This is a genomic window from Streptomyces sp. NPDC053426 (assembly GCF_055585405.1).
The window spans coordinates 90,235-110,088 of sequence record NZ_JBVJKE010000023.1 but is presented as its reverse complement, the minus strand read 5'-3'; the positions used below and the strand labels follow the sequence as shown (position 1 = coordinate 110,088).

19 protein-coding genes, 1 rRNA gene and 1 riboswitch are annotated in these 19,854 nt (G+C 71.1%); of the genes, 12 read left to right on the top strand and 8 right to left on the bottom strand.

The features are described 5' to 3' along the window. The 11 genes from rrf to ACZ62B_RS34180 form a co-directional block, all read left to right on the top strand. Window positions 1–95: ribosomal RNA gene (gene rrf / locus ACZ62B_RS34230) — 5S ribosomal RNA — on the top strand; the annotation flags it as partial. 107 nt (window positions 96–202) lie between these two features. After that, window positions 203–811, top strand: a complete 609-nt coding sequence (locus ACZ62B_RS34225; RefSeq protein ID WP_344561651.1) for a CDP-alcohol phosphatidyltransferase family protein — start codon at window positions 203–205, stop codon at window positions 809–811. Between the two features lie 115 nt (window positions 812–926). Next, window positions 927–3,422 (top strand): mannose-1-phosphate guanyltransferase, encoded by a 2,496-nt coding sequence (locus ACZ62B_RS34220; RefSeq protein WP_344561653.1) that lies wholly within the window; start codon window positions 927–929, stop codon window positions 3,420–3,422. 127 nt (window positions 3,423–3,549) lie between these two features. Then, on the top strand, window positions 3,550–4,443 hold the full coding sequence (locus ACZ62B_RS34215) for a DUF881 domain-containing protein (RefSeq protein WP_344561655.1): 894 nt from the start codon (window positions 3,550–3,552) through the stop codon (window positions 4,441–4,443). After that, window positions 4,440–4,772, top strand: a complete 333-nt coding sequence (locus ACZ62B_RS34210) for a small basic family protein (protein WP_003988855.1) — start codon at window positions 4,440–4,442, stop codon at window positions 4,770–4,772. Before ACZ62B_RS34215 ends, ACZ62B_RS34210 begins: the two co-directional genes overlap by 4 nt. A gap of 5 nt (window positions 4,773–4,777) precedes the next feature. Next, window positions 4,778–5,677 (top strand): DUF881 domain-containing protein, encoded by a 900-nt coding sequence (locus tag ACZ62B_RS34205; RefSeq protein WP_344561657.1) that lies wholly within the window; start codon window positions 4,778–4,780, stop codon window positions 5,675–5,677. A 61-nt stretch (window positions 5,678–5,738) separates the two neighbouring features. Next, a complete protein-coding gene (locus ACZ62B_RS34200; protein WP_344561659.1) occupies window positions 5,739–6,671 on the top strand; it encodes an FHA domain-containing protein in 933 nt (310 codons plus the stop codon). Window positions 6,672–6,709: 38 nt separating this feature from the next. Continuing rightward, window positions 6,710–7,450 (top strand): transcriptional regulator FtsR, encoded by a 741-nt coding sequence (gene ftsR / locus ACZ62B_RS34195; protein ID WP_468725307.1) that lies wholly within the window; start codon window positions 6,710–6,712, stop codon window positions 7,448–7,450. An 84-nt stretch (window positions 7,451–7,534) separates the two neighbouring features. Then, a complete protein-coding gene (locus ACZ62B_RS34190) occupies window positions 7,535–8,008 on the top strand; it encodes a bifunctional nuclease family protein (protein ID WP_004934251.1) in 474 nt (157 codons plus the stop codon). Window positions 8,009–8,202: 194 nt separating this feature from the next. Beyond that, window positions 8,203–8,886: a MerR family transcriptional regulator gene (locus ACZ62B_RS34185; protein ID WP_344561663.1), complete on the top strand. Its 684-nt coding sequence runs from the start codon at window positions 8,203–8,205 to the stop codon at window positions 8,884–8,886. A gap of 59 nt (window positions 8,887–8,945) precedes the next feature. Continuing rightward, window positions 8,946–10,337, top strand: a complete 1,392-nt coding sequence (locus ACZ62B_RS34180; RefSeq protein ID WP_344561665.1) for a DNA polymerase IV — start codon at window positions 8,946–8,948, stop codon at window positions 10,335–10,337. Window positions 10,338–10,347: 10 nt separating this feature from the next. On the opposite strand, the gene ACZ62B_RS34175 is transcribed toward ACZ62B_RS34180, so the two are convergent. Further along, on the bottom strand, window positions 10,348–10,722 hold the full coding sequence (locus ACZ62B_RS34175; RefSeq protein ID WP_344561667.1) for a PRC-barrel domain-containing protein: 375 nt from the start codon (window positions 10,720–10,722) through the stop codon (window positions 10,348–10,350). Window positions 10,723–10,836: 114 nt separating this feature from the next. Next, window positions 10,837–10,932: riboswitch (glycine riboswitch) on the top strand. 174 nt (window positions 10,933–11,106) lie between these two features. Between ACZ62B_RS34175 and gcvP the strand changes: the two genes are divergently transcribed. Next, complete coding sequence (gene gcvP / locus ACZ62B_RS34170; protein ID WP_468725312.1) at window positions 11,107–13,992, top strand: aminomethyl-transferring glycine dehydrogenase; 2,886 nt, start codon at window positions 11,107–11,109, stop codon at window positions 13,990–13,992. A 50-nt stretch (window positions 13,993–14,042) separates the two neighbouring features. Here gcvP and ACZ62B_RS34165 read toward each other — a convergent pair whose 3' ends face one another. The 7 genes from ACZ62B_RS34165 to ACZ62B_RS34135 all read right to left on the bottom strand — a co-directional run bounded on the left by ACZ62B_RS34165 (window position 14,043) and on the right by ACZ62B_RS34135 (window position 19,715). Further along, window positions 14,043–15,119 carry an ABC transporter ATP-binding protein gene (locus ACZ62B_RS34165; protein ID WP_469693294.1) on the bottom strand — a complete coding sequence of 359 codons (1,077 nt, stop codon included), beginning with the start codon at window positions 15,117–15,119 and terminating at the stop codon, window positions 14,043–14,045. Window positions 15,120–15,123: 4 nt separating this feature from the next. Beyond that, the gene (locus ACZ62B_RS34160; protein ID WP_344561673.1) at window positions 15,124–15,951 is read right to left on the bottom strand and encodes an ABC transporter permease; all 828 of its coding nucleotides are present in this window, start codon (window positions 15,949–15,951) and stop codon (window positions 15,124–15,126) included. Continuing rightward, window positions 15,948–16,757 carry a molybdate ABC transporter substrate-binding protein gene (gene modA / locus ACZ62B_RS34155; RefSeq protein ID WP_469693292.1) on the bottom strand — a complete coding sequence of 270 codons (810 nt, stop codon included), beginning with the start codon at window positions 16,755–16,757 and terminating at the stop codon, window positions 15,948–15,950. Before modA ends, ACZ62B_RS34160 begins: the two co-directional genes overlap by 4 nt. A 165-nt stretch (window positions 16,758–16,922) precedes the next feature. Continuing rightward, window positions 16,923–17,318, bottom strand: coding sequence for a TOBE domain-containing protein (locus ACZ62B_RS34150; protein ID WP_344561677.1), 396 nt, complete (start codon window positions 17,316–17,318; stop codon window positions 16,923–16,925). A 31-nt stretch (window positions 17,319–17,349) separates the two neighbouring features. Continuing rightward, window positions 17,350–18,381 carry a LacI family DNA-binding transcriptional regulator gene (locus ACZ62B_RS34145; protein WP_344561678.1) on the bottom strand — a complete coding sequence of 344 codons (1,032 nt, stop codon included), beginning with the start codon at window positions 18,379–18,381 and terminating at the stop codon, window positions 17,350–17,352. A 234-nt stretch (window positions 18,382–18,615) separates the two neighbouring features. Continuing rightward, window positions 18,616–18,816, bottom strand: coding sequence for a DUF5999 family protein (locus ACZ62B_RS34140; RefSeq protein WP_073934577.1), 201 nt, complete (start codon window positions 18,814–18,816; stop codon window positions 18,616–18,618). A gap of 314 nt (window positions 18,817–19,130) precedes the next feature. Further along, window positions 19,131–19,715 carry a hypothetical protein gene (locus tag ACZ62B_RS34135; protein WP_344561679.1) on the bottom strand — a complete coding sequence of 195 codons (585 nt, stop codon included), beginning with the start codon at window positions 19,713–19,715 and terminating at the stop codon, window positions 19,131–19,133. Window positions 19,716–19,854 lie beyond the last annotated feature (139 nt).

Here is a 19,854-nt window from a genome sequence, read left to right as displayed (position 1 = left end):
AAACGCCCGGTTACATTCCGAACCCGGAAGCTAAGCCTTACAGCGCCGATGGTACTGCAGGGGGGACCCTGTGGGAGAGTAGGACGCCGCCGAACTCCTTTTAGAGCTCTGGCTCTTGGGCGTACAGCCCAAGAGCCAGAGCTTTTTTGCGTTGAGGTAAGGTCGGGGCATCACCGACACGTTTCCCACAGGAGGATCCCGGGTGGAGGTCCAGGAGACGCGGGTCCAGACAGACCGCGTCCTCACCATCCCGAACATGCTCAGCATGGCACGGCTCGTTGGCGTACCGCTGTTCCTGTGGCTGATCCTCAGGCCGGAGTTCGGCGGCCCGAAGAGCGACGGCTGGGCCCTCTTGGTGCTGGCCTTCAGCGGCGTCAGCGACTACCTGGACGGCAAGCTGGCGCGACGGTGGAACCAGATCAGCAGCCTCGGCCGGCTGCTCGACCCCGCCGCCGACCGGCTCTACATTCTCTCGACGCTGGTCGGCCTCACCTGGCGCGAGATCCTGCCGCTCTGGCTGACCGTCGTTCTGCTGGCGCGTGAGCTGGTTCTCCTGGTCATGGTGGGCATCCTCCGGCGACACGGCTATCCGCCGCCGCAGGTGAACTTCCTGGGCAAGGCCGCTACCTTCAACCTGATGTATGCCTTCCCACTGCTCCTGCTCAGTGACGGAACTGGCTGGATCTCGTCACTCGCTGCTATTTTCGGCTGGGCGTTCGCCGGATGGGGTACAACTCTGTATTGGTGGGCAGGAGTGCTCTATGTGGTTCAAGTCCGCCGCCTGGTTCGTGCGGACGCCGTAGCCGATTGAACTCGCTGATTGGCACGCACAAGGTGGTGCGATGGCTCGCAGTGGAAAAGTGCGGGACAATCCTGGTGGGTGAAGTCGGCTAGACCGTCGTCTCTTCGAGGAGGACGCTTCCGACATGAAGGCCGTCGTGATGGCCGGGGGTGAAGGCACCCGCCTTCGCCCCATGACCTCAAGCATGCCCAAGCCGCTCCTGCCGGTGGCCAACAGGCCGATCATGGAGCATGTTCTGCGGTTGCTCAAAAAGCATGGGCTCAACGAAACCGTTGTGACCGTCCAGTTCCTTGCGTCGCTCGTCAAGAACTACTTCGGCGATGGCGAAGAGCTCGGAATGGAGCTCACCTATGCCAATGAGGAGAAGCCACTCGGTACCGCCGGGAGCGTGAAGAACGCCGAGGAGGCACTGAAGGACGACGCTTTCCTCGTCATCTCCGGCGATGCCCTCACCGACTTCGATCTCACGGATCTGATCAATTTCCACAAGGAAAAGGGCGCCCTGGTCACGGTCTGCCTGACCCGCGTCCCCAATCCGCTGGAATTCGGCATCACCATCGTGGACGAGGAAGGCAAGGTCGAGCGCTTCCTCGAGAAGCCGACCTGGGGGCAGGTCTTCTCCGACACGGTGAACACCGGCATCTACGTCATGGAGCCCGAGGTCTTCGACTACGTCGAACCCGATGTGCCCGTCGACTGGTCCGGTGACGTCTTCCCGCAGTTGATGAAGGAAGGCAAGCCCGTCTACGGCTATGTCGCCGAGGGCTACTGGGAGGACGTCGGCACACACGAGAGCTATGTGAAGGCGCAGGCCGACGTCCTGGAGGGCAAGGTCGACGTCGACATCGACGGCTTCGAGATCTCCCCCGGCGTCTGGGTCGCCGAGGGAGCCGAAGTGCACCCCGACGCCGTGCTGCGCGGACCCCTCTACATCGGCGACTACGCCAAGGTCGAGGCCGGCGCGGAGATCCGCGAACACACGGTCGTGGGGTCCAACGTCGTCGTGAAGAGCGGCGCCTTCCTGCACAAGGCCGTCGTCCACGACAACGTGTACGTCGGACCGCACAGCAATCTGCGGGGCTGTGTCGTCGGCAAGAACACCGACATCATGCGCGCGGCACGGATCGAGGACGGTGCCGTCATCGGTGACGAGTGCCTGATCGGTGAGGAATCGATCGTCCAGGGCAATGTGCGGGTCTACCCGTTCAAGACCATCGAGGCGGGCGCGTTCGTCAACACCTCGGTGATCTGGGAGTCCAGAGGACAGGCGCACCTCTTCGGGGCCCGGGGCGTGTCCGGGATCCTGAACGTCGAGATCACACCGGAACTCGCGGTGCGGCTGGCCGGCGCGTACGCGACGACGCTGAAGAAGGGCTCGACCGTCACCACGGCCCGCGACCACTCCCGTGGTGCCCGTGCGCTGAAACGGGCGGTCATCTCCGCACTGCAGGCCAGCGCCATCGACGTACGGGACCTGGAGAACGTGCCGCTGCCCGTGGCGCGGCAGCAGACCGCGCGGGGCAGTGCGGGCGGCATCATGATCCGGACCACGCCCGGTGTGCCGGACTCCGTCGACATCATGTTCTTCGACGGACAGGGCGCCGACCTCTCCCAGGGCAGCCAGCGGAAGCTGGACCGGGTGTTCGCGCGGCAGGAGTACCGGCGCGCGTTTCCCGGGGAGATCGGGGACCTGCACTTCCCGGCGAGCGTCTTCGACTCGTACACGGGCTCGCTGCTGCGCAACGTCGACATCACCGGTATCGCGGAGTCCGGACTCAAGGTGGTCGTCGACGCCTCCAACGGCAGTGCCGGCCTGGTGCTGCCGAGCCTGCTCGGCAAGCTGGGCGTCGACTCGCTGACCATCAACCCCGGTCTCGACGAGTCCAGGCCGACCGAGACGGCCGACATGCGGCGCTCGGGGCTGGTCCGGCTCGGGGAGATCGTGGCGTCCTCCGGTGCCGCCTTCGGCGTACGGTTCGACCCCGTCGGTGAGCGGCTGTCCCTCGTCGACGAGAAGGGGCGGATCATCGAGGACGACCGGTCGCTCCTCGTGATGCTCGACCTCATCGCCTCCGAGCGGCGCAGCGGCCGGGTGGCGCTCCCGGTGACCACCACCAGGATCGCCGAGCAGGTCGCGGCCTACCACGGCACGCAGGTCGAGTGGACGACCACCTCGCCCGACGACCTCACACGCGTGGGCGGCGAGGAAGGGACGATCTTCGGCGGTGACGGCAAGGGCGGCTTCATCGTCCCGGAGTTCAGCAGTGTCTACGACGGCACCGCGGCCTTCGTGCGGCTCATCGGGCTGGTGGCGCGCACCCAGCTCACGCTCAGCCAGATCGACGCGCGCATCCCGCGGGCACATGTGCTCAAGCGGGACCTGGCGACCCCGTGGGCCGTCAAGGGCCTGGTGATGCGGCGGGTCGTGGAGGCGGCCGGAGACCGGTTCGTGGACACCACCGACGGCGTGCGGGTGGTGGAGACCGACGGCCGCTGGGTGATGGTGCTGCCCGACCCGGCCGAGGCGGTCACCCATCTGTGGGCCGAGGGCCCCGACGACGCCTCCGCACAGGCCCTGCTCGACGAGTGGTCCGCGGTCGTGGACAGCGCGGGCCGGTGAGCGGCCGGCGCGAGCGGTAGAACGAGCGGTACGCGTGCGTGCCGGACAAGTGTCCCCAACGGGGCCTGTCCGGCACGCCGGTAGGTCCGTTCGGAGGTAGTGGTCGCGGCGTGCGACGATGTGCGGCATGCCGCAGCAACCCCCCGTTCGGAGCACACCCGCGCGGCCCGCGCGCCCGGACGCCTCCATGTCGTTGCTCACCAACGTCATGGACCACAGCCTCGACGACGGATACGCCGAGGCCGCGGCGCGGAGGAAGACCGCCGGCGAGGGCGGCATGCCGAAGACCCTCAGGGCGAAGCTGGGGCTCGCCGTCGGCCTGGTGTTCGCCGCCCTGATCGTGACGGTCGGGGCCGCGCAGGCCCGGGTCGAGGCTCCCGTCGTCGCCAAGGAGCGCGAGGAACTGATCGACCGGATCGACCAGGAGACCGAGGCCGCGGACGAGCTCGAGGACAGCGTCGACGAACTGCGTGCGGACGTGAGCGCGCGACAGCGCGAGGCGCTCCGGGACAGCGGGGGCGACCGGTCCGCGCTGGTGGGCATCCTGTCCGGCGCCGTCGCGGTGCACGGGCCCGGCGTGCGGCTCGTGGTGAACGACGCCAAGGACGCGAGTACGGGCGGCGACGGCGGCCCGCGGGCGACCACCGGCTTCTCCGACACCGGGCGGGTCCGCGACCGCGACATGCAGCGTGTGGTCAACGGTCTGTGGGAGTCCGGCGCCGAGGCCGTCTCCATCAACGGGCAGCGGCTGACCGCCCTGTCGGCGATCAGGGCCGCGGGAGACGCGATACTGGTCGACAACAGGCCGCTGGTGCCGCCGTACACGGTGCTCGCGGTGGGGGACGGCGGGAAACTGAGCGACCGGTTCCAGAACAGCGCTGACGGGCTGTATCTGCATGCCCTGCAAGAGAACTACGGGATCCGGACGGCCATCTCCGTGGAGGACGACGTCCGGCTGCCCGCCGCACCGAGTGTGATCGTACGTACCGCACAGCCGATAACCGAGAAGGGCACATCGTGATCGCCGTACTGGGCCTCGTCGTGGGAGTCGTGGCCGGACTGTTGGTCCGGCCCGAGGTTCCGGCGGTCGTCGAGCCTTACCTGCCGATCGCCGTCGTCGCGGCGCTCGACGCCGTGTTCGGAGGGCTGCGGGCCATGCTCGACGGCATCTTCGACGACAAGGTGTTCGTGGTGTCGTTCCTGTCGAACGTCGTCGTCGCCGCCCTGATCGTGTTCCTCGGCGACAAGCTCGGCGTGGGCGCCCAGCTGTCGACGGGCGTCGTGGTGGTCCTCGGCATCCGCATCTTCTCCAACGCCGCGGCGATCCGCCGGCATGTGTTCCGGGCGTGAGGCCGATGAGTGAGCACGAGCACAACGAGACGACACGCCCGGCGGTGTCCCCGCCGAGGCCCGCTCCGGACGCCTCGCCCGCGGCCGGCCTGCGCAGGGAACTTCCGGCGGAGGTACCCGCCGGAGTGCCCACGCAGGCGTCCGCACCCGCGGAGGGGGCCGTTCCGAAGCCCCCGCCCGGCCTGACCGGCCGGCAGCGGCTGGTGAAGGGGCTGTGGCCGCCGCGGGTGACCCGGGCCCAACTCATCGTCGCCCTGCTGCTGTTCGGCCTCGGTTTCGGCCTGGCCGTCCAGGTGGCGTCGAACAGCGACAGCGACAGCGCGCTGCGCGGGGCACGTCAGGAAGATCTTGTGCGCATCCTCGATGAACTGGACGACCGCACAGAGCGTCTTGAGGACGAGAAGCAGGGACTCGAGAAGCAGCGCGACGAGCTGGAGAACAGCTCCGACCAGGCCGAGGAGGCCCGCAAGCAGACGATCGAGAAGGAACGGCAACTCGGCGTGCTGGCGGGCACCGTGGCCGCGCAGGGGCCCGGGATCACGATGACCATCGAGGACACGAAGGGGACGGTCGAGGCGGACATGCTGCTCGACGCCATCCAGGAGCTGCGCGCGGCCGGTGCCGAGGCGATCCAGGTGAACGATGTGCGGGTGGTGGCGGGCACCTACCTGACGGACTCCGGTAACGGTGTCGGCGTGGACGGGAACAAGATCACCACGCCCTATCGTTTCAAGGTCATCGGCAAGCCGCAGGACCTCGAGCCGGCGCTCAACATCCCCGGAGGCGTGGTGCAGACTCTCGAGAAGGAACAGGCCACCGTTACCGTGGAGCGGTCGACCAAGATCGTCGTGGATGCCTTGCGGGTGGTGAAGCGGCCTGACTACGCTCGGTCGTCCTCCCAGTGAACCGGAGGTGCATGCGAGGCGTCCGGCGAGGGCATGAGGTTGCGGGGGGTCGGCGCACCGAATGGGTGGTGCGTGGTGGAAACTGTCTGGCGGAGGCGGACGTTGTGAAGATGTCCGGGTCGGCCAATGTGTTCAGTCAGGGTTCGTCCTGCCCCACGGGCGGGTCTGTTTCGGTCAAGGGGAATCGCCCGTGAAGTTGTTTGCGAAGTTGTTCGGCAAGAGCGCGCGGCGAGAGGGCAGCGACAACGCGACCGCTCGTCATCGCGCACAGCCTGAGGCGGAAGGTCAGCGTCCGCTGTACCGGGACCAGGTGGGTCAGGGTGCGCCGTCCGTTGACCCCGCACAGTCGGGCGGCATAGGTTTCGGGCAACCGTCGACCTCAGGTACGGGTGGAGGGTTCTCCGACCCGTACGCGTCCCACGCCCCCGGGGGGCAGCCGCGGCAGGAGGATCCGTCCATGTCGGCCCTGGTGTGTACGAGGTGCGGCAACCGCAACGCGGAGAACAGCCGCTTCTGCTCCAACTGCGGCGCGCCGCTGAGGCCCGGAGTCACCCCGGAGCGCCCCTCGGAGACGACGTCCACGATCTCGATCTCCGGTCTCGAGGCCTACGACGCCGAGGCCACCGGCCAGACGCCGACGCCGATGCTCTCTCCCGAGGCGCAGGCGGCCGTCGACGCGCTGCCGATGGGCTCCGCGCTCCTGGTCGTGCGCCGCGGACCGAACTCGGGCAGCCGCTTCCTGCTGGACGGCGACCTGACCACGGCCGGGCGTCACCCGCAGAGCGACATCTTCCTGGACGACGTGACGGTCTCCCGCCGGCACGTGGAGTTCCGGCGCGGCCCGGACGGCTCCTTCACGGTGGCCGACGTGGGCAGCCTGAACGGCACGTACGTCAACCGGGAGCGGATCGACCAGGTCGCCCTGTCCAACGGCGACGAGGTGCAGATCGGCAAGTACCGGCTGGTCTTCTACGCGAGCCAGCGGGGCTACTGACCACCCCGGATCCGTCCGGGGGACCCCAGGGAAGGTTCATGGTTCAGACACCGAGCGGCGGTGCCGGCGACGGCGCCGCCGCCGCGGGCACCGGACTGATGAGCATCGGCACGGTGCTGAGCGTGCTGCGCGAGGAGTTCCCCGAGGTCACCATCTCCAAGATCCGCTTCCTGGAGTCGGAGGGGCTGATCGAGCCGCAGCGGACCCCGTCGGGGTACCGCAAGTTCAGTGCCGGGGACGTCGAGCGCCTCGGCCATGTGCTGCGCATGCAGCGCGATCACTACCTGCCGCTCAAGGTGATCCGCGAGCACCTCGACGCCATGGAGCGCGGCGAGGCCGTCCAGCTGCCGGTGCTGGGCCGTCCGGGGGACGGGGACACCGCTCAGGAGTCCGCCGCCGAGGGGGCCACGGCGGCGCGTATCGGGCGCGGCCGGCTGCTGGCGGCGGCCGGAATCGAGGAGCGGACGCTCGCCGAGTGGGAGTCGTACGGGTTGCTCGCCCCGGTCGAGGACGGCCTGTACGACGCCGAGTCGGTCACCGTCGCCGGGCTCATCACCGAGCTGGGGCGGTTCGGGATCGAGCCGCGTCATCTGAGGGCGATGAAGGCCGCCGCCGACCGTGAGGCCGGTCTGGTGGACCAGGTGGTCGCCCCGCTGAAGCGCCACCGGAACCCGCAGACCAGGGCACACGCGCAGGCGCGTACGAAGGAGCTGGCGGGGCTCACGGTGAAGCTGCACGCGGCGCTGGTGCAGGCGGCGCTCGGGATACGGCTGCCCTGAGACGGAGCGGTGCGGGAGCCCGGATCGGCCACCCGTTCCCTGCCCGACTACCCAAACGTCCCGGGCACGGCCTAGGGTTGCTGTGTGAACGAGCTCGATGTCGTAGGTGTCCGGGTCGAGATGCCCTCCAACCAACCGATCGTGCTGTTGCGTGAAGTGGGTGGCGACCGCTACCTCCCCATCTGGATCGGACCGGGGGAGGCGACGGCCATCGCCTTCGCGCAGCAGGGCATGGCACCCGCACGGCCGCTGACCCACGACCTGTTCAAGGACGTGCTGGAAGCCGTCGGACAGGAGCTCACGGAAGTACGCATCACCGATCTGCGCGAAGGCGTCTTCTACGCGGAGCTGGTGTTCGCCAGCGGGGTCGAGGTGAGTGCCCGCCCCTCCGACGCCATAGCGCTGGCCCTGCGCACGGGTACGCCGATCTACGGCAGTGACACGGTGCTCGACGACGCCGGGATCGCCATCCCGGACGAGCAGGAGGACGAGGTGGAGAAGTTCCGCGAGTTCCTCGACCAGATCTCGCCGGAGGACTTCGGAACCAGCAACCAGTGAGGGAGGCCGGCGGCCGTCGGCCCGGTCGGCCGCCGGGGCTCGCGCCGAGGGCATTCGGCTAGCCTTTCCCCGCGGCGAGGTACGGGAAACCACTCTTAGGGTGATTATCACTCGGCGTGCCGAGTGTGGCGATCGTTGACGCACCCTTGGTGACTGCCTACCTTCGAGGAGGCAGGTCAAGGACGGAGGTCGGCGTGAGAAGCAGCGGCGACGGTACGGCTGGGGGTGCCCCCGGACGAGGTTTCGGGGCGAGCGGGCCGTACCCTCCCCAGAGCTCCCGGTTCCGTCCGAGCGGGGGGCATCCCGCGCACGGCGGCGCGATCGATCAGGCTCCGCAGCGACCGACGGCTGTGCCGAGCAGCAGAGGGGCGACATCCATGGCGTCCGAGCAGATCGGCTACCGGGGGCCCACGGCCTGCGCCGCCGCCGGCATCACCTACCGGCAGCTCGACTACTGGGCCCGTACGGGCCTGGTCGAGCCGAGCGTACGGCCGGCCCACGGATCGGGCACGCAGCGGCTGTACAGCTTCCGCGACGTCGTCGTGCTGAAGATCGTCAAGCGGTTCCTGGACACGGGCGTCTCCCTGCAGAACATCCGTACCGCGGTCCGGCATCTGAGCGAGCGCGGCTTCAGCGACCTGGAGCGCATGACGCTGATGAGCGACGGGGCCACGGTCTACGAGTGCACCTCGCCCGACGAGGTGCACGCCCTGCTCCAGGGCGGCCAGGGCGTCTTCGGCATCGCCGTGGGCGTGGTGTGGCGGGACGTGGAGAGCGCGCTGTCCCAGCTGCACGGGGAGCGCGTCGACACCGGGGAGACCCTGGTCGGGCACAACCCGATGGACGAGCTGGCGCGGCGGCGGAACAAGGCGGTCTGAGGCCGTCCGGTCTCGCCCGGGAACGGCCGTTGTCAGTGGCGTAGGGCAGCATCGGAGACGTGAGATCCGCGCCCACGATCCTGCATCTCGACATGGACGCCTTCTTCGCCTCGGTGGAGCAGGCGTCCAAGCCGAGCCTGCGCGGGAAGGCGGTCGTCGTGGGCGGGCTCGGGCCGCGGGGTGTGGTGGCCACCGCCTCGTACGAGGCACGGGTCTTCGGCGTCCACTCGGCGATGCCCATGGCGCAGGCCCGGCGACGCGCGCCGAACGCCGCGTACCTGGTGCCGAGGTTCGCTCTCTACCGGTCGATCAGCGAGCAGGTGATGGGGTTGCTGCGGGCCCTGTCACCGCTGGTGGAGCCGCTGAGCCTGGACGAGGCGTTCGTGGACCTGGAGGCCGGCGGCGCGGCCTGGGACGAGCGGTCGGCGCGGCTGGCCGGGGCGAAGCTGCGCGCGGACATACGGGCGGTCACGGGGCTCACCGGGTCGGTGGGGCTCGCGGCCTCCAAGATGCTGGCGAAGATCGCCTCGGAGCAGGCGAAGCCGGACGGACTGGTGCTGATCGAGCCGGGCACGGAGCGGGCCCTGCTGGGGCCGCTGCCGGTCCGCACCCTGCCGGGCGTCGGGCCGGCGACCGGTGACCATCTGCGGCGGGCGGGGATCCACACGGTCGACGAGCTCGCCGAGGCCGGGGAGGACGAGCTCGTACGGCTGCTGGGCAAGGCCCACGGCCACGCGCTGTTCGCGATGGCGCTGGCCCGGGACGAGCGGCCCGTGGTGGCTGAGCGGGAGACCAAGTCGGTGTCGGTCGAGGACACGTACGACGTGGACATCCACGACCGGGTGCGGGTGGGGACGGAGGTGCGGCGGCTCGCGGACCGGTGCGTGCGCAGGCTGCGGGAGGCGGGCCTGTCGGGGCGGACCATCGTGCTGAAGGTGCGCCGGTACGACTTCTCGACCCTCACCCGGTCCGAGACGCTGCGGGGCCCCACGGACGATCCGGCGGTGGTGCGGGAGGCGGCCGCGCGGCTGCTGGACTCGGTCGACACGACGGGCGGGGTGCGGCTGCTGGGCGTCGGGGTCAGCGGGCTGGCCGACTACACGCAGGAGGACCTGTTCGCGCAGGCCGCGGGCGTCCCCGCCGACGACCTCCCGCACGAGGAGGCCGAGGCCGCGCCCGCGCCGGAGCAGGAGACGCCCGCCGAGCGGCGCTGGCCGGCGGGGCACGACGTACGGCACGCCGTGTACGGGCACGGATGGGTGCAGGGCAGCGGGCTGGGCCGGGTCACGGCGCGCTTCGAGACACCCGACTCGGAGCCGGGCCGGGTGAAGACCTTCCGCGTCGACGATCCGGCTCTGCAACCGGCGGATCCGCTGCCGCTGGTGTCCCGGAGACCAGGGGAGGACGAGGGCGCGGGGGCCGGTGGAGGGACGCGGGCGGAGAGCCGGTGAGCGGGGCGGATCAGGCCGGCTTGTCGTTCCCGGCGAGTTTGCCGAAGTCGCGGTCCGGGAGGGGCGGGGGAGCGGCGAGGTCCAGGCCGTAGTGGTGGTAGAGCTGGAGTTCCTGTTCGGGGGAGAGATGGCGGCCCACGCCGAAGTCGGGGGCGTCCTTGATGAGGGCGCGTTCGAAGGGGACGTGGAGGGCGCCGTCGACGAGGTCGCTGGGTTCCAGGGGGACGAAGGCGTCCCTGCTGAACAGGCCGGTGCGTATCGCCGCCCACTCCGGTACGCCGGTGGCGTCGTCGAGGTAGATCTCGTCGATGGTGCCGATCCGGTTTCCGTTGCGGTCGAACGCCTTGCGGCCGATCAGGTGGCGCGGATCGATGTCGGTCTGCACAGGCCCTCCACTGGTCGCAAACTCATCCGTAAGCACTACAGAACGGCACAATCGGCTGGACGGCCACTCGAAAGTTCTGGTGGGGTGCTCGCTGGTACGCTGGCAGACGGCTGCTGACCCCGTGCGGGAGAGCCCTCCGGACACCATCGGGGGCGCCGAAGGAGCAAATCCTCCCCGGAATCTCTCAGGCACACGTACCGCACGGACGAGGTCACTCTGGAAAGCAGAGCGGGTGTCGACGGCTTCCGCTCTCACCGACGGTGAAAGTCGGGCGCCTTCGGGCCGTCCGGTGAAGCTCTCAGGTTGAGATGACAGAGGGGGAGGCCGTCCGGGCACCCGCGCCGTGGTGCCCCTCGAAGGTCGTCGGACCAGGAGGCCTCCTCAATGACCGCCCCTCGCACTCCGCTCTCCGAGCTCGAACAGGGAATCCCCTTCGAGCAGCGCCACATCGGCCCCGACCACGAGGCCCGGGCCAAGATGCTCGCGCAGGTCGGCTACGGCTCGCTGGACGAGCTGACGGCCGCCGCCGTGCCGGACGTCATCAAGAACGCCGACGCGCTGGACCTGCCGGGTGCCCGGAGCGAGGCCGAGGTGCTGGCCGAGCTGCGTTCCCTGGCCGACCGCAACGAGGTGCTCGGCTCCATGATCGGACTCGGGTACTACGGCACCTTCACCCCGCCCGTCATCCTGCGCAACGTGATGGAGAACCCCGCCTGGTACACGGCGTACACGCCGTACCAGCCGGAGATCTCCCAGGGGCGGCTCGAGGCGCTGCTGAACTTCCAGACCGTGGTCGCCGAACTCACCGGCCTGCCGACCTCGGGCGCCTCGCTGCTCGACGAGGGCACCGCCGCCGCCGAGGCGATGGCGCTGTCGCGGCGCATGGGCAAGAACAAGAAGGGCCTGTTCCTGGTCGACGCGGACGCGCTGCCGCAGACCATCGCGGTGATCGAGACCCGTGCCGAGCCGACCGGCGTCGAGGTCGTCGTCGCCGACCTGAGCGAGGGCATCCCCGCCGAGGTCGCCGGGCGCGAGATCAACGGCGTACTGATCCAGTACCCGGGCGCCTCCGGTGCCGTGCGCGACATCAAGCCGGTGATCGACCAGGCGCACGAGCTGGGCGCGCTCGTCACCGTCGCCGCCGATCTGCTCGCCCTCGCGCTGCTGAAGTCGCCCGGTGAGCTGGGCGCGGACATCGCGGTCGGCACCACGCAGCGCTTCGGTGTGCCGATGGGCTTCGGCGGGCCGCACGCCGGCTACATGGCCGTGCAGGAGAAGATGGCGCGCAGCCTGCCCGGGCGGCTCGTCGGCGTCTCCGTCGACGCGGACGGGCACAAGGCCTACCGCCTCGCCCTGCAGACCCGTGAGCAGCACATCCGCCGCGAGAAGGCCACCAGCAACATCTGCACCGCCCAGGTGCTGCTCGCCGTCATGGCCGGCATGTACGCCGTCTACCACGGCCCGGAGGGACTGCGGCTGATCGCCCGGCGCACCCACCGGTACGCCACCGTCCTCGCCGAGGGCCTGCGGGCCGGCGGGGCCGAGATCGTGCACGGCTCCTACTTCGACACGCTGACCGTGCGCGTCGCCGGGCGGGCCGCAGAGGTCGTCGCCGCCGCCCGCGACAACGGCGTCAACCTGCGTCTCGTCGACGCCGACCACGTCTCGATCGCCTGCGACGAGACCACCACCCGGGAGCGGCTGAGCGCCGTGTGGAGCGCCTTCGGCGTCGAGGGCGACATCGAGACCCTGGACGCGGCCGCGCGGGACACGCTGCCCGACGCCCTGCTGCGCAACGACGAGTACCTGACCCACCCCGTCTTCCAGCAGCACCGCTCCGAGACCGCGATGCTGCGCTACCTGCGCCGGCTCTCCGACCGCGACTACGCGCTGGACCGCGGCATGATCCCGCTGGGCTCCTGCACCATGAAGCTCAACGCGACCACCGAGATGGAGCCGGTCACCTGGCCCGAGTTCGGTCAGCTGCACCCCTTCGCGCCCGCCGAGCAGGCCCAGGGCTACCTCACGCTCATCCACGAGCTGGAGGAACGTCTCGCCGAGGTCACCGGCTACGACAAGGTGTCCCTCCAGCCCAACGCCGGCTCCCAGGGCGAGCTGGCCGGTCTCCTCGCCGTGCGCGGCTACCACCGGGCCAACGGCGACGAGCAGCGCACCGTCTGCCTCATCCCGTCCTCCGCGCACGGCACCAACGCCGCCAGCGCCGTGATGGCCGGCATGAAGGTCGTCGTCGTCAAGACGTCCGACGACGGCGAGATCGACGTCGCGGACCTGCGGGCGAAGATCGCGCAGTACCGCGACGAGCTGTCCGTGCTGATGATCACCTACCCCTCGACGCACGGCGTGTTCGAGGAGCACGTCGCCGACATCTGCGCCGAGGTGCACGAGGCCGGCGGCCAGGTGTACGTGGACGGCGCCAACCTCAACGCCCTGGTGGGTCTGGCCAAGCCGGGCCACTTCGGCGGCGACGTCTCGCACCTGAACCTGCACAAGACCTTCTGCATCCCGCACGGCGGCGGCGGCCCCGGCGTCGGCCCGGTTGGCGTACGGGCGCACCTCGCGCCGTACCTGCCGAACCACCCGCTCCAGCCGGAGGCCGGCCCGGAGACCGGCGTGGGCCCGATCTCGGCGGCGCCGTGGGGCTCGGCGGGCATCCTGCCCATCTCCTGGGCGTACGTCCGTCTCATGGGCGGCGAGGGCCTGAAGCGGGCCACCCAGGTGGCCGTGCTCAGCGCCAACTACATCGCCAAGCGCCTGGAGCCGCACTACCCGGTGCTCTACACCGGCCCCGGCGGGCTGGTCGCGCACGAGTGCATCATCGACCTGCGCCCGCTGACCAAGGCGACCGGCGTCAGCGTGGACGACGTGGCCAAGCGGCTGATCGACTACGGCTTCCACGCGCCGACGATGTCGTTCCCGGTGGCCGGCACGCTGATGATCGAGCCCACCGAGTCCGAGGACCTCACCGAACTCGACCGGTTCTGCGAGGCGATGATCGCGATCCGCGCGGAGATCGAGAAGGTCGGCTCCGGTGAGTGGCCCGCGGACGACAACCCGCTCCGCAACGCCCCGCACACCGCCGCCGCGCTCGGCGGGGAGTGGGACCACGCGTACGCCCGCGAGGAGGCCGTCTTCCCGGCCGGGGTGAGCGCCGCCGACAAGTACTGGCCGCCGGTGCGCCGCATCGACCAGGCCTTCGGCGACCGCAACCTGGTCTGCTCCTGCCCGCCGCTGGACGCGTACGAGGACTGACACACGCCGAAGGGGGCCCTTGTCGGAGGGGCCCCCTTCGGCGTGTGCGGCTACGCCGGGTACGCGTGCGTCTGAGTCGCCTTGACCGCCGCCCAGACCGTCGCGCCCGGATGCAGGTCGAGTTCGGCCGCGGCGACCGTGGTGAGGTCGGCGGCCAGCGCGAGTTCGCCGGTGAGCTCCGCGCGGATCTGGTCACCGTGGGTCTCCAGACCGGCGACCTCGCAGCGCCAGAGGTTGCGGGCGCTGGAGCCGGTCGGCCGGTCCCGGTACAGGGTGACGGCGCCGGGCGGGAACGCCACGAAGGCGGGCCCGGAGAGGTCCTCCGTGGTGCTCACGGCGGGGCCCGCGTCGAGCAGCACCGTGTGGCCGTCGGCCTGCCCGCGGTACAGGTTGAGGCCGACCAGCTGGGCGATGTACTCGGTGCGCGGGTGGCGGGCGATGTCGGAGGGCGTGCCCTCCTGCACGATCCGGCCCTGCTCCACGACGACCAGCCGGTCGGCGAGCACCATGGCGTCCAGCGGGTCGTGCGTGACCAGGACGGCGACGGCCTCGAACGCGGCCAGATGGCGGCGGAGCTGCGCGCGCACCTCCAGCCGGGTGCGGGCGTCCAGGGCGGCGAGCGGTTCGTCCAGGAGCAGCAGCCGGGGACGGGTGGCCAGGGCGCGGGCGAGGGCCACGCGCTGGGCCTGGCCGCCGGACAGCCGCCGGGGCTTGGCAGCCGCGTGTCCGGCCAGCCCCATGCGGTCGAGCCACTCGGCGGCCTGTGCGCGTGCCTCCGCCTTGCCGGCGCCCCGGCAGCGCGGTCCGAAGGCCACGTTGTCGAGGGCGGTCAGGTGCGGGAAGAGCAGATAGTCCTGGAAGACGACACCCACCGGGCGCGACTCCGGCGGTGTACGGCGCAGATCCACGCCGTCCAGCCGCAGATGCCCGCCGGCGAGGGGAGCGAGGCCCGCGAGGGCGCGCAGGGCGGTGGTCTTGCCGGCGCCGTTCGGGCCCAGCAGGGCGACGACGTCACCGGGCGCGGCGGTCAGCGCGACGTCCAGGCGGAAGGAGCCGCGGTCCACGACGAGGTGCGCGTCCAGGCCCTCGGCGGCGGCGTCGGGCACGGCCCCGGGATTCTTCGGCATGGTGTCAGACGGTCCTCATCCAGCGGTCCCGCAGCCCGGCCAGTACGGCGATGGACACCGCCAGCAGGACCAGGCTGAGGGCGATGGCGGCGGCCGGGTCGTTCTGCAGGGCGAGGTAGACCGCGAGCGGCATGGTCTGGGTGCGGCCGGGGAAGTTGCCGGCGAAGGTGATCGTCGCCCCGAACTCCCCGAGGGCCCGCGCCCAGGCCAGCACGGCACCGGCCGCGACGCCGGGAGCGATCAGCGGCAGCGTGACCCGGCGGAACGCGGTGAAGCGGGAGGCGCCCAGGGTGGTGGCAGCCTCCTCGTAGCGCGGGTCGGCGGCGCGCAGCGTGCCCTCGACGCTGATGACGAGGAACGGCATCGCCACGAACGTCTCGGCGAGGACGACGCCCGTGGTGGTGAAGGGCAGGGTGATGCCGAACCACGCGTCCAGCCACTGGCCGACGACGCCGTTGCGGCCCAGGGCGAGCAGCAGGGCGACACCGCCCACCACCGGGGGCAGCACCAGCGGGAGCGTCACCAGGGCGCGGACCAGGCCCCGGCCGGGGAAGTCCGTACGGGCCAGCAGCCAGGCCAGCGGAACGCCGACGACCAGGCTCAGCGCGGTCGCCGTCGTGGCGCACAGCAGTGACAGGCGCAGCGCCTCCCACACCTCGGGGCTGGTCAGCTGCTCGGGGAGGTCCCGCCAGGGGGCGCGCAGGAGGAGGGCGAGGAGGGGCACCAGGAGGAACGCCAGGCCCAGCAGGGCGGGCGCGAGGAGGGCGAGGGGGACACCGCGGCCGGGGGCGCGGGGGCGTGCCTTCCGGGGGGCTTCCTGGCCGTCGGTCATGGCTTCAGGAACCCCGCCTCGCCCAGGACCCGCCGGCCCTCGGCGGACTTCACCAGCGCCACGAACGCCTTCGCCGCCGACGGATTGGGCGCGTTCTCGAGCCGGGCGATCGGATAGTCGTTGACGGCCTCGGCGGACTCCGGGAATTCCACGCCCTCCACCTTGTCACCGGCCGCCTTCACATCCGTGCGGTACACGAGGGCGGCGTCGGCCTCCTTCAGCCGGACCTTCGTCAGGGCGCTCTTGACGTCCTGCTCGTACGAGACCGGCTCCAGCTCGACGCCGCCGGCGGCGAGGGCGGTCCGCGCGGCGGCTCCGCAGGGCACCGTCTCGTCGCACAGCACGACCTTGAGGCCGGACGCGGTCAGGTCCTCCAGGGAGTCGATCGCGTGCGGGTTGCCCGGTGCGGTGGCGATCTCCAGCCGGTTGCGGACGAACGTGCTCGGGCTGCCCGCCGCGAGCCCCTCGTCCGTGACGAGCCGCATCGTCTTCGCGCTGGCCGCGGCGAAGACGTCGGCCGGGGCGCCGCTGCTGATACCGGCGGCCAGACCGTCGCTGCCGCCGAAGTTGAAGGTGACCTGGGTCCCCGGGTGCTCCTTCTCGAACCGCTCGCCCAGCGTCGTGAAGCTCTCCTTCAGCGAGGCGGCCGCGAAGACGGTGACCGTGCCGGTGAGGCCGTCCCCGGTGGAATCCGGGGACGGCTCCGAGCCGGAGGCGGAGCAGGCGCTCAGCGCCAGTACGGCGGCGACCGCCCCGGCGCCGGCGGTCCGACGGGTCCGGCGTGTCCGGTGCGGGGAACGAGTCATCGCGGAGCACTCCCTGGGTGGGCCGGAGGAAGAGCCCGCAGAGCCCTCCCGATACGCCGATCATACTGGCGCATCTGCCAGGCATTCGCCCCCTGTCTCTTCGCATGAGCCAGGAAAAGAAGCCAAGGGGTGCGCATGTGCGTTCACACAGGTGTGCTGCCGCCGTCAGGTGCGGTCGATATGGACGTTCGTCGACTTCACGCGGGCCGTGGCCTCCACGCCGACCTCCAGCCCCAGCTCCTCGACGGCCTCCCGGGTGAGCAGCGAGACGAGGCGGTGCGGGCCGGCCTGGATCTCGACCTGGGCGGCGACGTCGCCGAGCTTGATCGCGGTGACGATGCCGGGGAAGGCGTTGCGGGCGGAGGTGTACGAAGCGCCCTCCTCGACGGCGCCGGCCCTGGCGAGTTCGACGGAGAACGCCGCCAGGTCCCGCCCGTCGACGAGCCGGCGTCCGCCGTCGTCGCGGTGGGTGGTGAGACGTCCCGCGTCCGCCCAGCGGCGGGCGGTGTCCGGGCTCACGCCGAGCAGCCTCGCTGCCTGGCCGATCGTGTAGGACTGCATGCCGGTCACGATAGGTGGTGCCTGAGGCGTCTCAGCCCCGTGCGGCGGGAGCGGCCGTGCTCGCCCGGGCGACGAGGTCCGTGCCCAGTTCCACACGCGGGGAGTCCGGCTGTTCGCCGTGGGCGAGACGGAGCACCGTACGGACGGCGAGCTTGCCCATGTCGGCCAGGGGCTGCCGGACGGTGGTCAGCGGCGGCGCCGACCACCGGACCTCCGGGAGGTCGTCGAAGCCGACCACGCTCATGTCCTCCGGGACCCTGAGCCCCCGGCCGCGCAGCGCCTCGATCGCCCCCAGTGCCATCTGGTCGCTCGCCGCGAACACCGCGGTCGGCGGCTCCGGCAGGTCCAGCAGGGCGTTGCAGCCCGCGAAGCCGGCCTCCGGGCGGAAGTCGCCGGGGACGATCAGCGAGGGGTCGAGCGTGATGCCGGAGCCCTCGAGCGCCGCCCGGTAGCCGTCGAGCCGCGCGCGTGCGCAGAGCAGGCGCGACGGCCCGGCGATCAGCCCGATCCTGCGGTGTCCCAGGGCCAGCAGGTGTTCGGTCGCGGCCATGCCGCCCGACCAGTTGGCGGCGCCGATGGTCGGCACGTCCACGGCGGGGGAGCCGGCCGGGTCCACGACCACCAGCGGGACGCCCAGGATCTGCAACTCCTCGTGCAGTGTGTTCATCGCGGAGGTCACGAGGATGACGCCGTCGGACGCGCGCGCCCGCAGATTGCGCGTCCACTCCCGGGCGTCGCCGGAACGCCCGTGGATCGCCGACACCACCGTGCCAGCCCCGGCCGTGTGGGCGGCCTCCTCGACACCGCGGATGATCTCCACCGCCCAGGGGCTGCCGAGGTCGTTGAAGACCAGGTCGAGCAGGACCGCACGCGAGGCGGAGGAGCTGGGGCGCTTGCGGTAGCCGTGACGGCGCAGCAGGTCCTCGACCCGGGCGCGGGTCCCCGGGGAGACGTCGGAGCGGCCGTTGACCACGCGGGAGACGGTCGGCACGGAGACGCCGGCCTGCCGGGCGATCTCCGTGATCGTGACTCTGCCCCCGGTGTCGGCCCCATGTGCTGCCACTTGCCCCACCTCCGTGACGAAACCCGCGAAACTTCCAGGAGTCTTCCGGAAAGCGGGCGCCCGTGGGAAGGCGTCGCGGGGCGGACTCTTGCCGGAGGGGCCGGCCGGTCACCCCTCCCATGCGCCGGGCTACGGTGGGTGATCGACCCCGGACACGCGTCGGGGCCGGCGCGCAGGAGGTCCTGCGTCCGGCCCCTCGTCACCCCGGGCGGGCCCCGTTCCGCCCGGTCGTGCTCAGGCGGTGGTCAGGCTGGCGCCCCGGGGACGCTGCGGGGCGATGATCCTGCCGTCGGGCAGGAGTTCACCGGTGTCCTCGAAGAACACGACACCGTTGCACAGCAGGCTCCAGCCCTGCTCCGGGTGGTGCGCCACGAGACGGGCGGATTCCCGGTCGGCGGAGTCTGCTGAGGGGCACGGTGGCTGGTGCTGGCACATGGGTGGGATCTCTCGCTCTGTGGTGACCTGTGAGTCGGCTGTCGTTTCAGTTCCGCGGCGTGAAGCTTCGTTCATGGCCGCCCCCCGTTGTGATAGGTCGGTCGGAAACCAGTGTTGCCCCATGGGCGGGGATCCGCAGGGATTTCGCGGCACCGCTCCTCACAGCTTGAGGACGCGTCACCCGCGCGGACGGTTCATCTCAACTGCACTGTCACTTCGGGTGGTTCGCCGTGGCCGGATGGGGCTAGTCCTTCCGGAAGACGTGTGTGCCCCGCCGCGTCGGAGGTCCGGGCGGCGGGGCACACGGTGGACCCTCAGGCGGGCGAGCCGAGCAGGCGGGTCGGTGTCACCCGGTGCGTCAGGACCGGGAGCAGGTCGGTGAACCGGTGCGGGCGGTGGGCCGCGATGCCGGGCGGCGCCGGGGCGAGCGGGACGAGCAGATCGTCGGCGGCCGGGTGCCCGGTGGCGCCGTCCGCGCTGGGATCGCCGTGCAGCCAGAGCGCCAGCATGTAGAGGCCCGGCACCGACAGCAGCCGGGGCTGGTACGGCTGTGCCATGGCCTCGGCCTGGCGCAGCGCGAGCTCGGTGGAGGTGATGTAGGGGCCCTCGAAGAAGCGGGAGAACGTCCAGCCGTCGGCGGTGAGCACGGTGTCCGCGGCGGCCACCGCGCGGTCGCCGGTGCGGATCAGGAAACGCCAGCCGGCCAGCCGGGTCGCGGTCCCGCCGTCGGGGGTGGTCCGGTCCAGGACGTGCACGGGAAGGGGCAGCTCGGGTGAGGCGGGTCCCTGGGTGACGAGCAGAGAGGGAGTTCGGGCTTCGCGGACCGCGGTCGGTGAGGAGAGCGCGGTGAGGACGGAACGCAGTGCGGGCGCGGGAGCCGGGGGAACATGCAGCGGCATGGTGGGTCGCCTCTCATTCGAAGGCACAGTGGCGCGAGGGCGGGGCGTGGCGGGGCGGACGGCGCTGTCAGCTCGCGAAGGTCAGAGAGACAGGGGCCGGGGGCCGAGCCCGGGAGACGGGGGCGAGGAGTGCCGCACG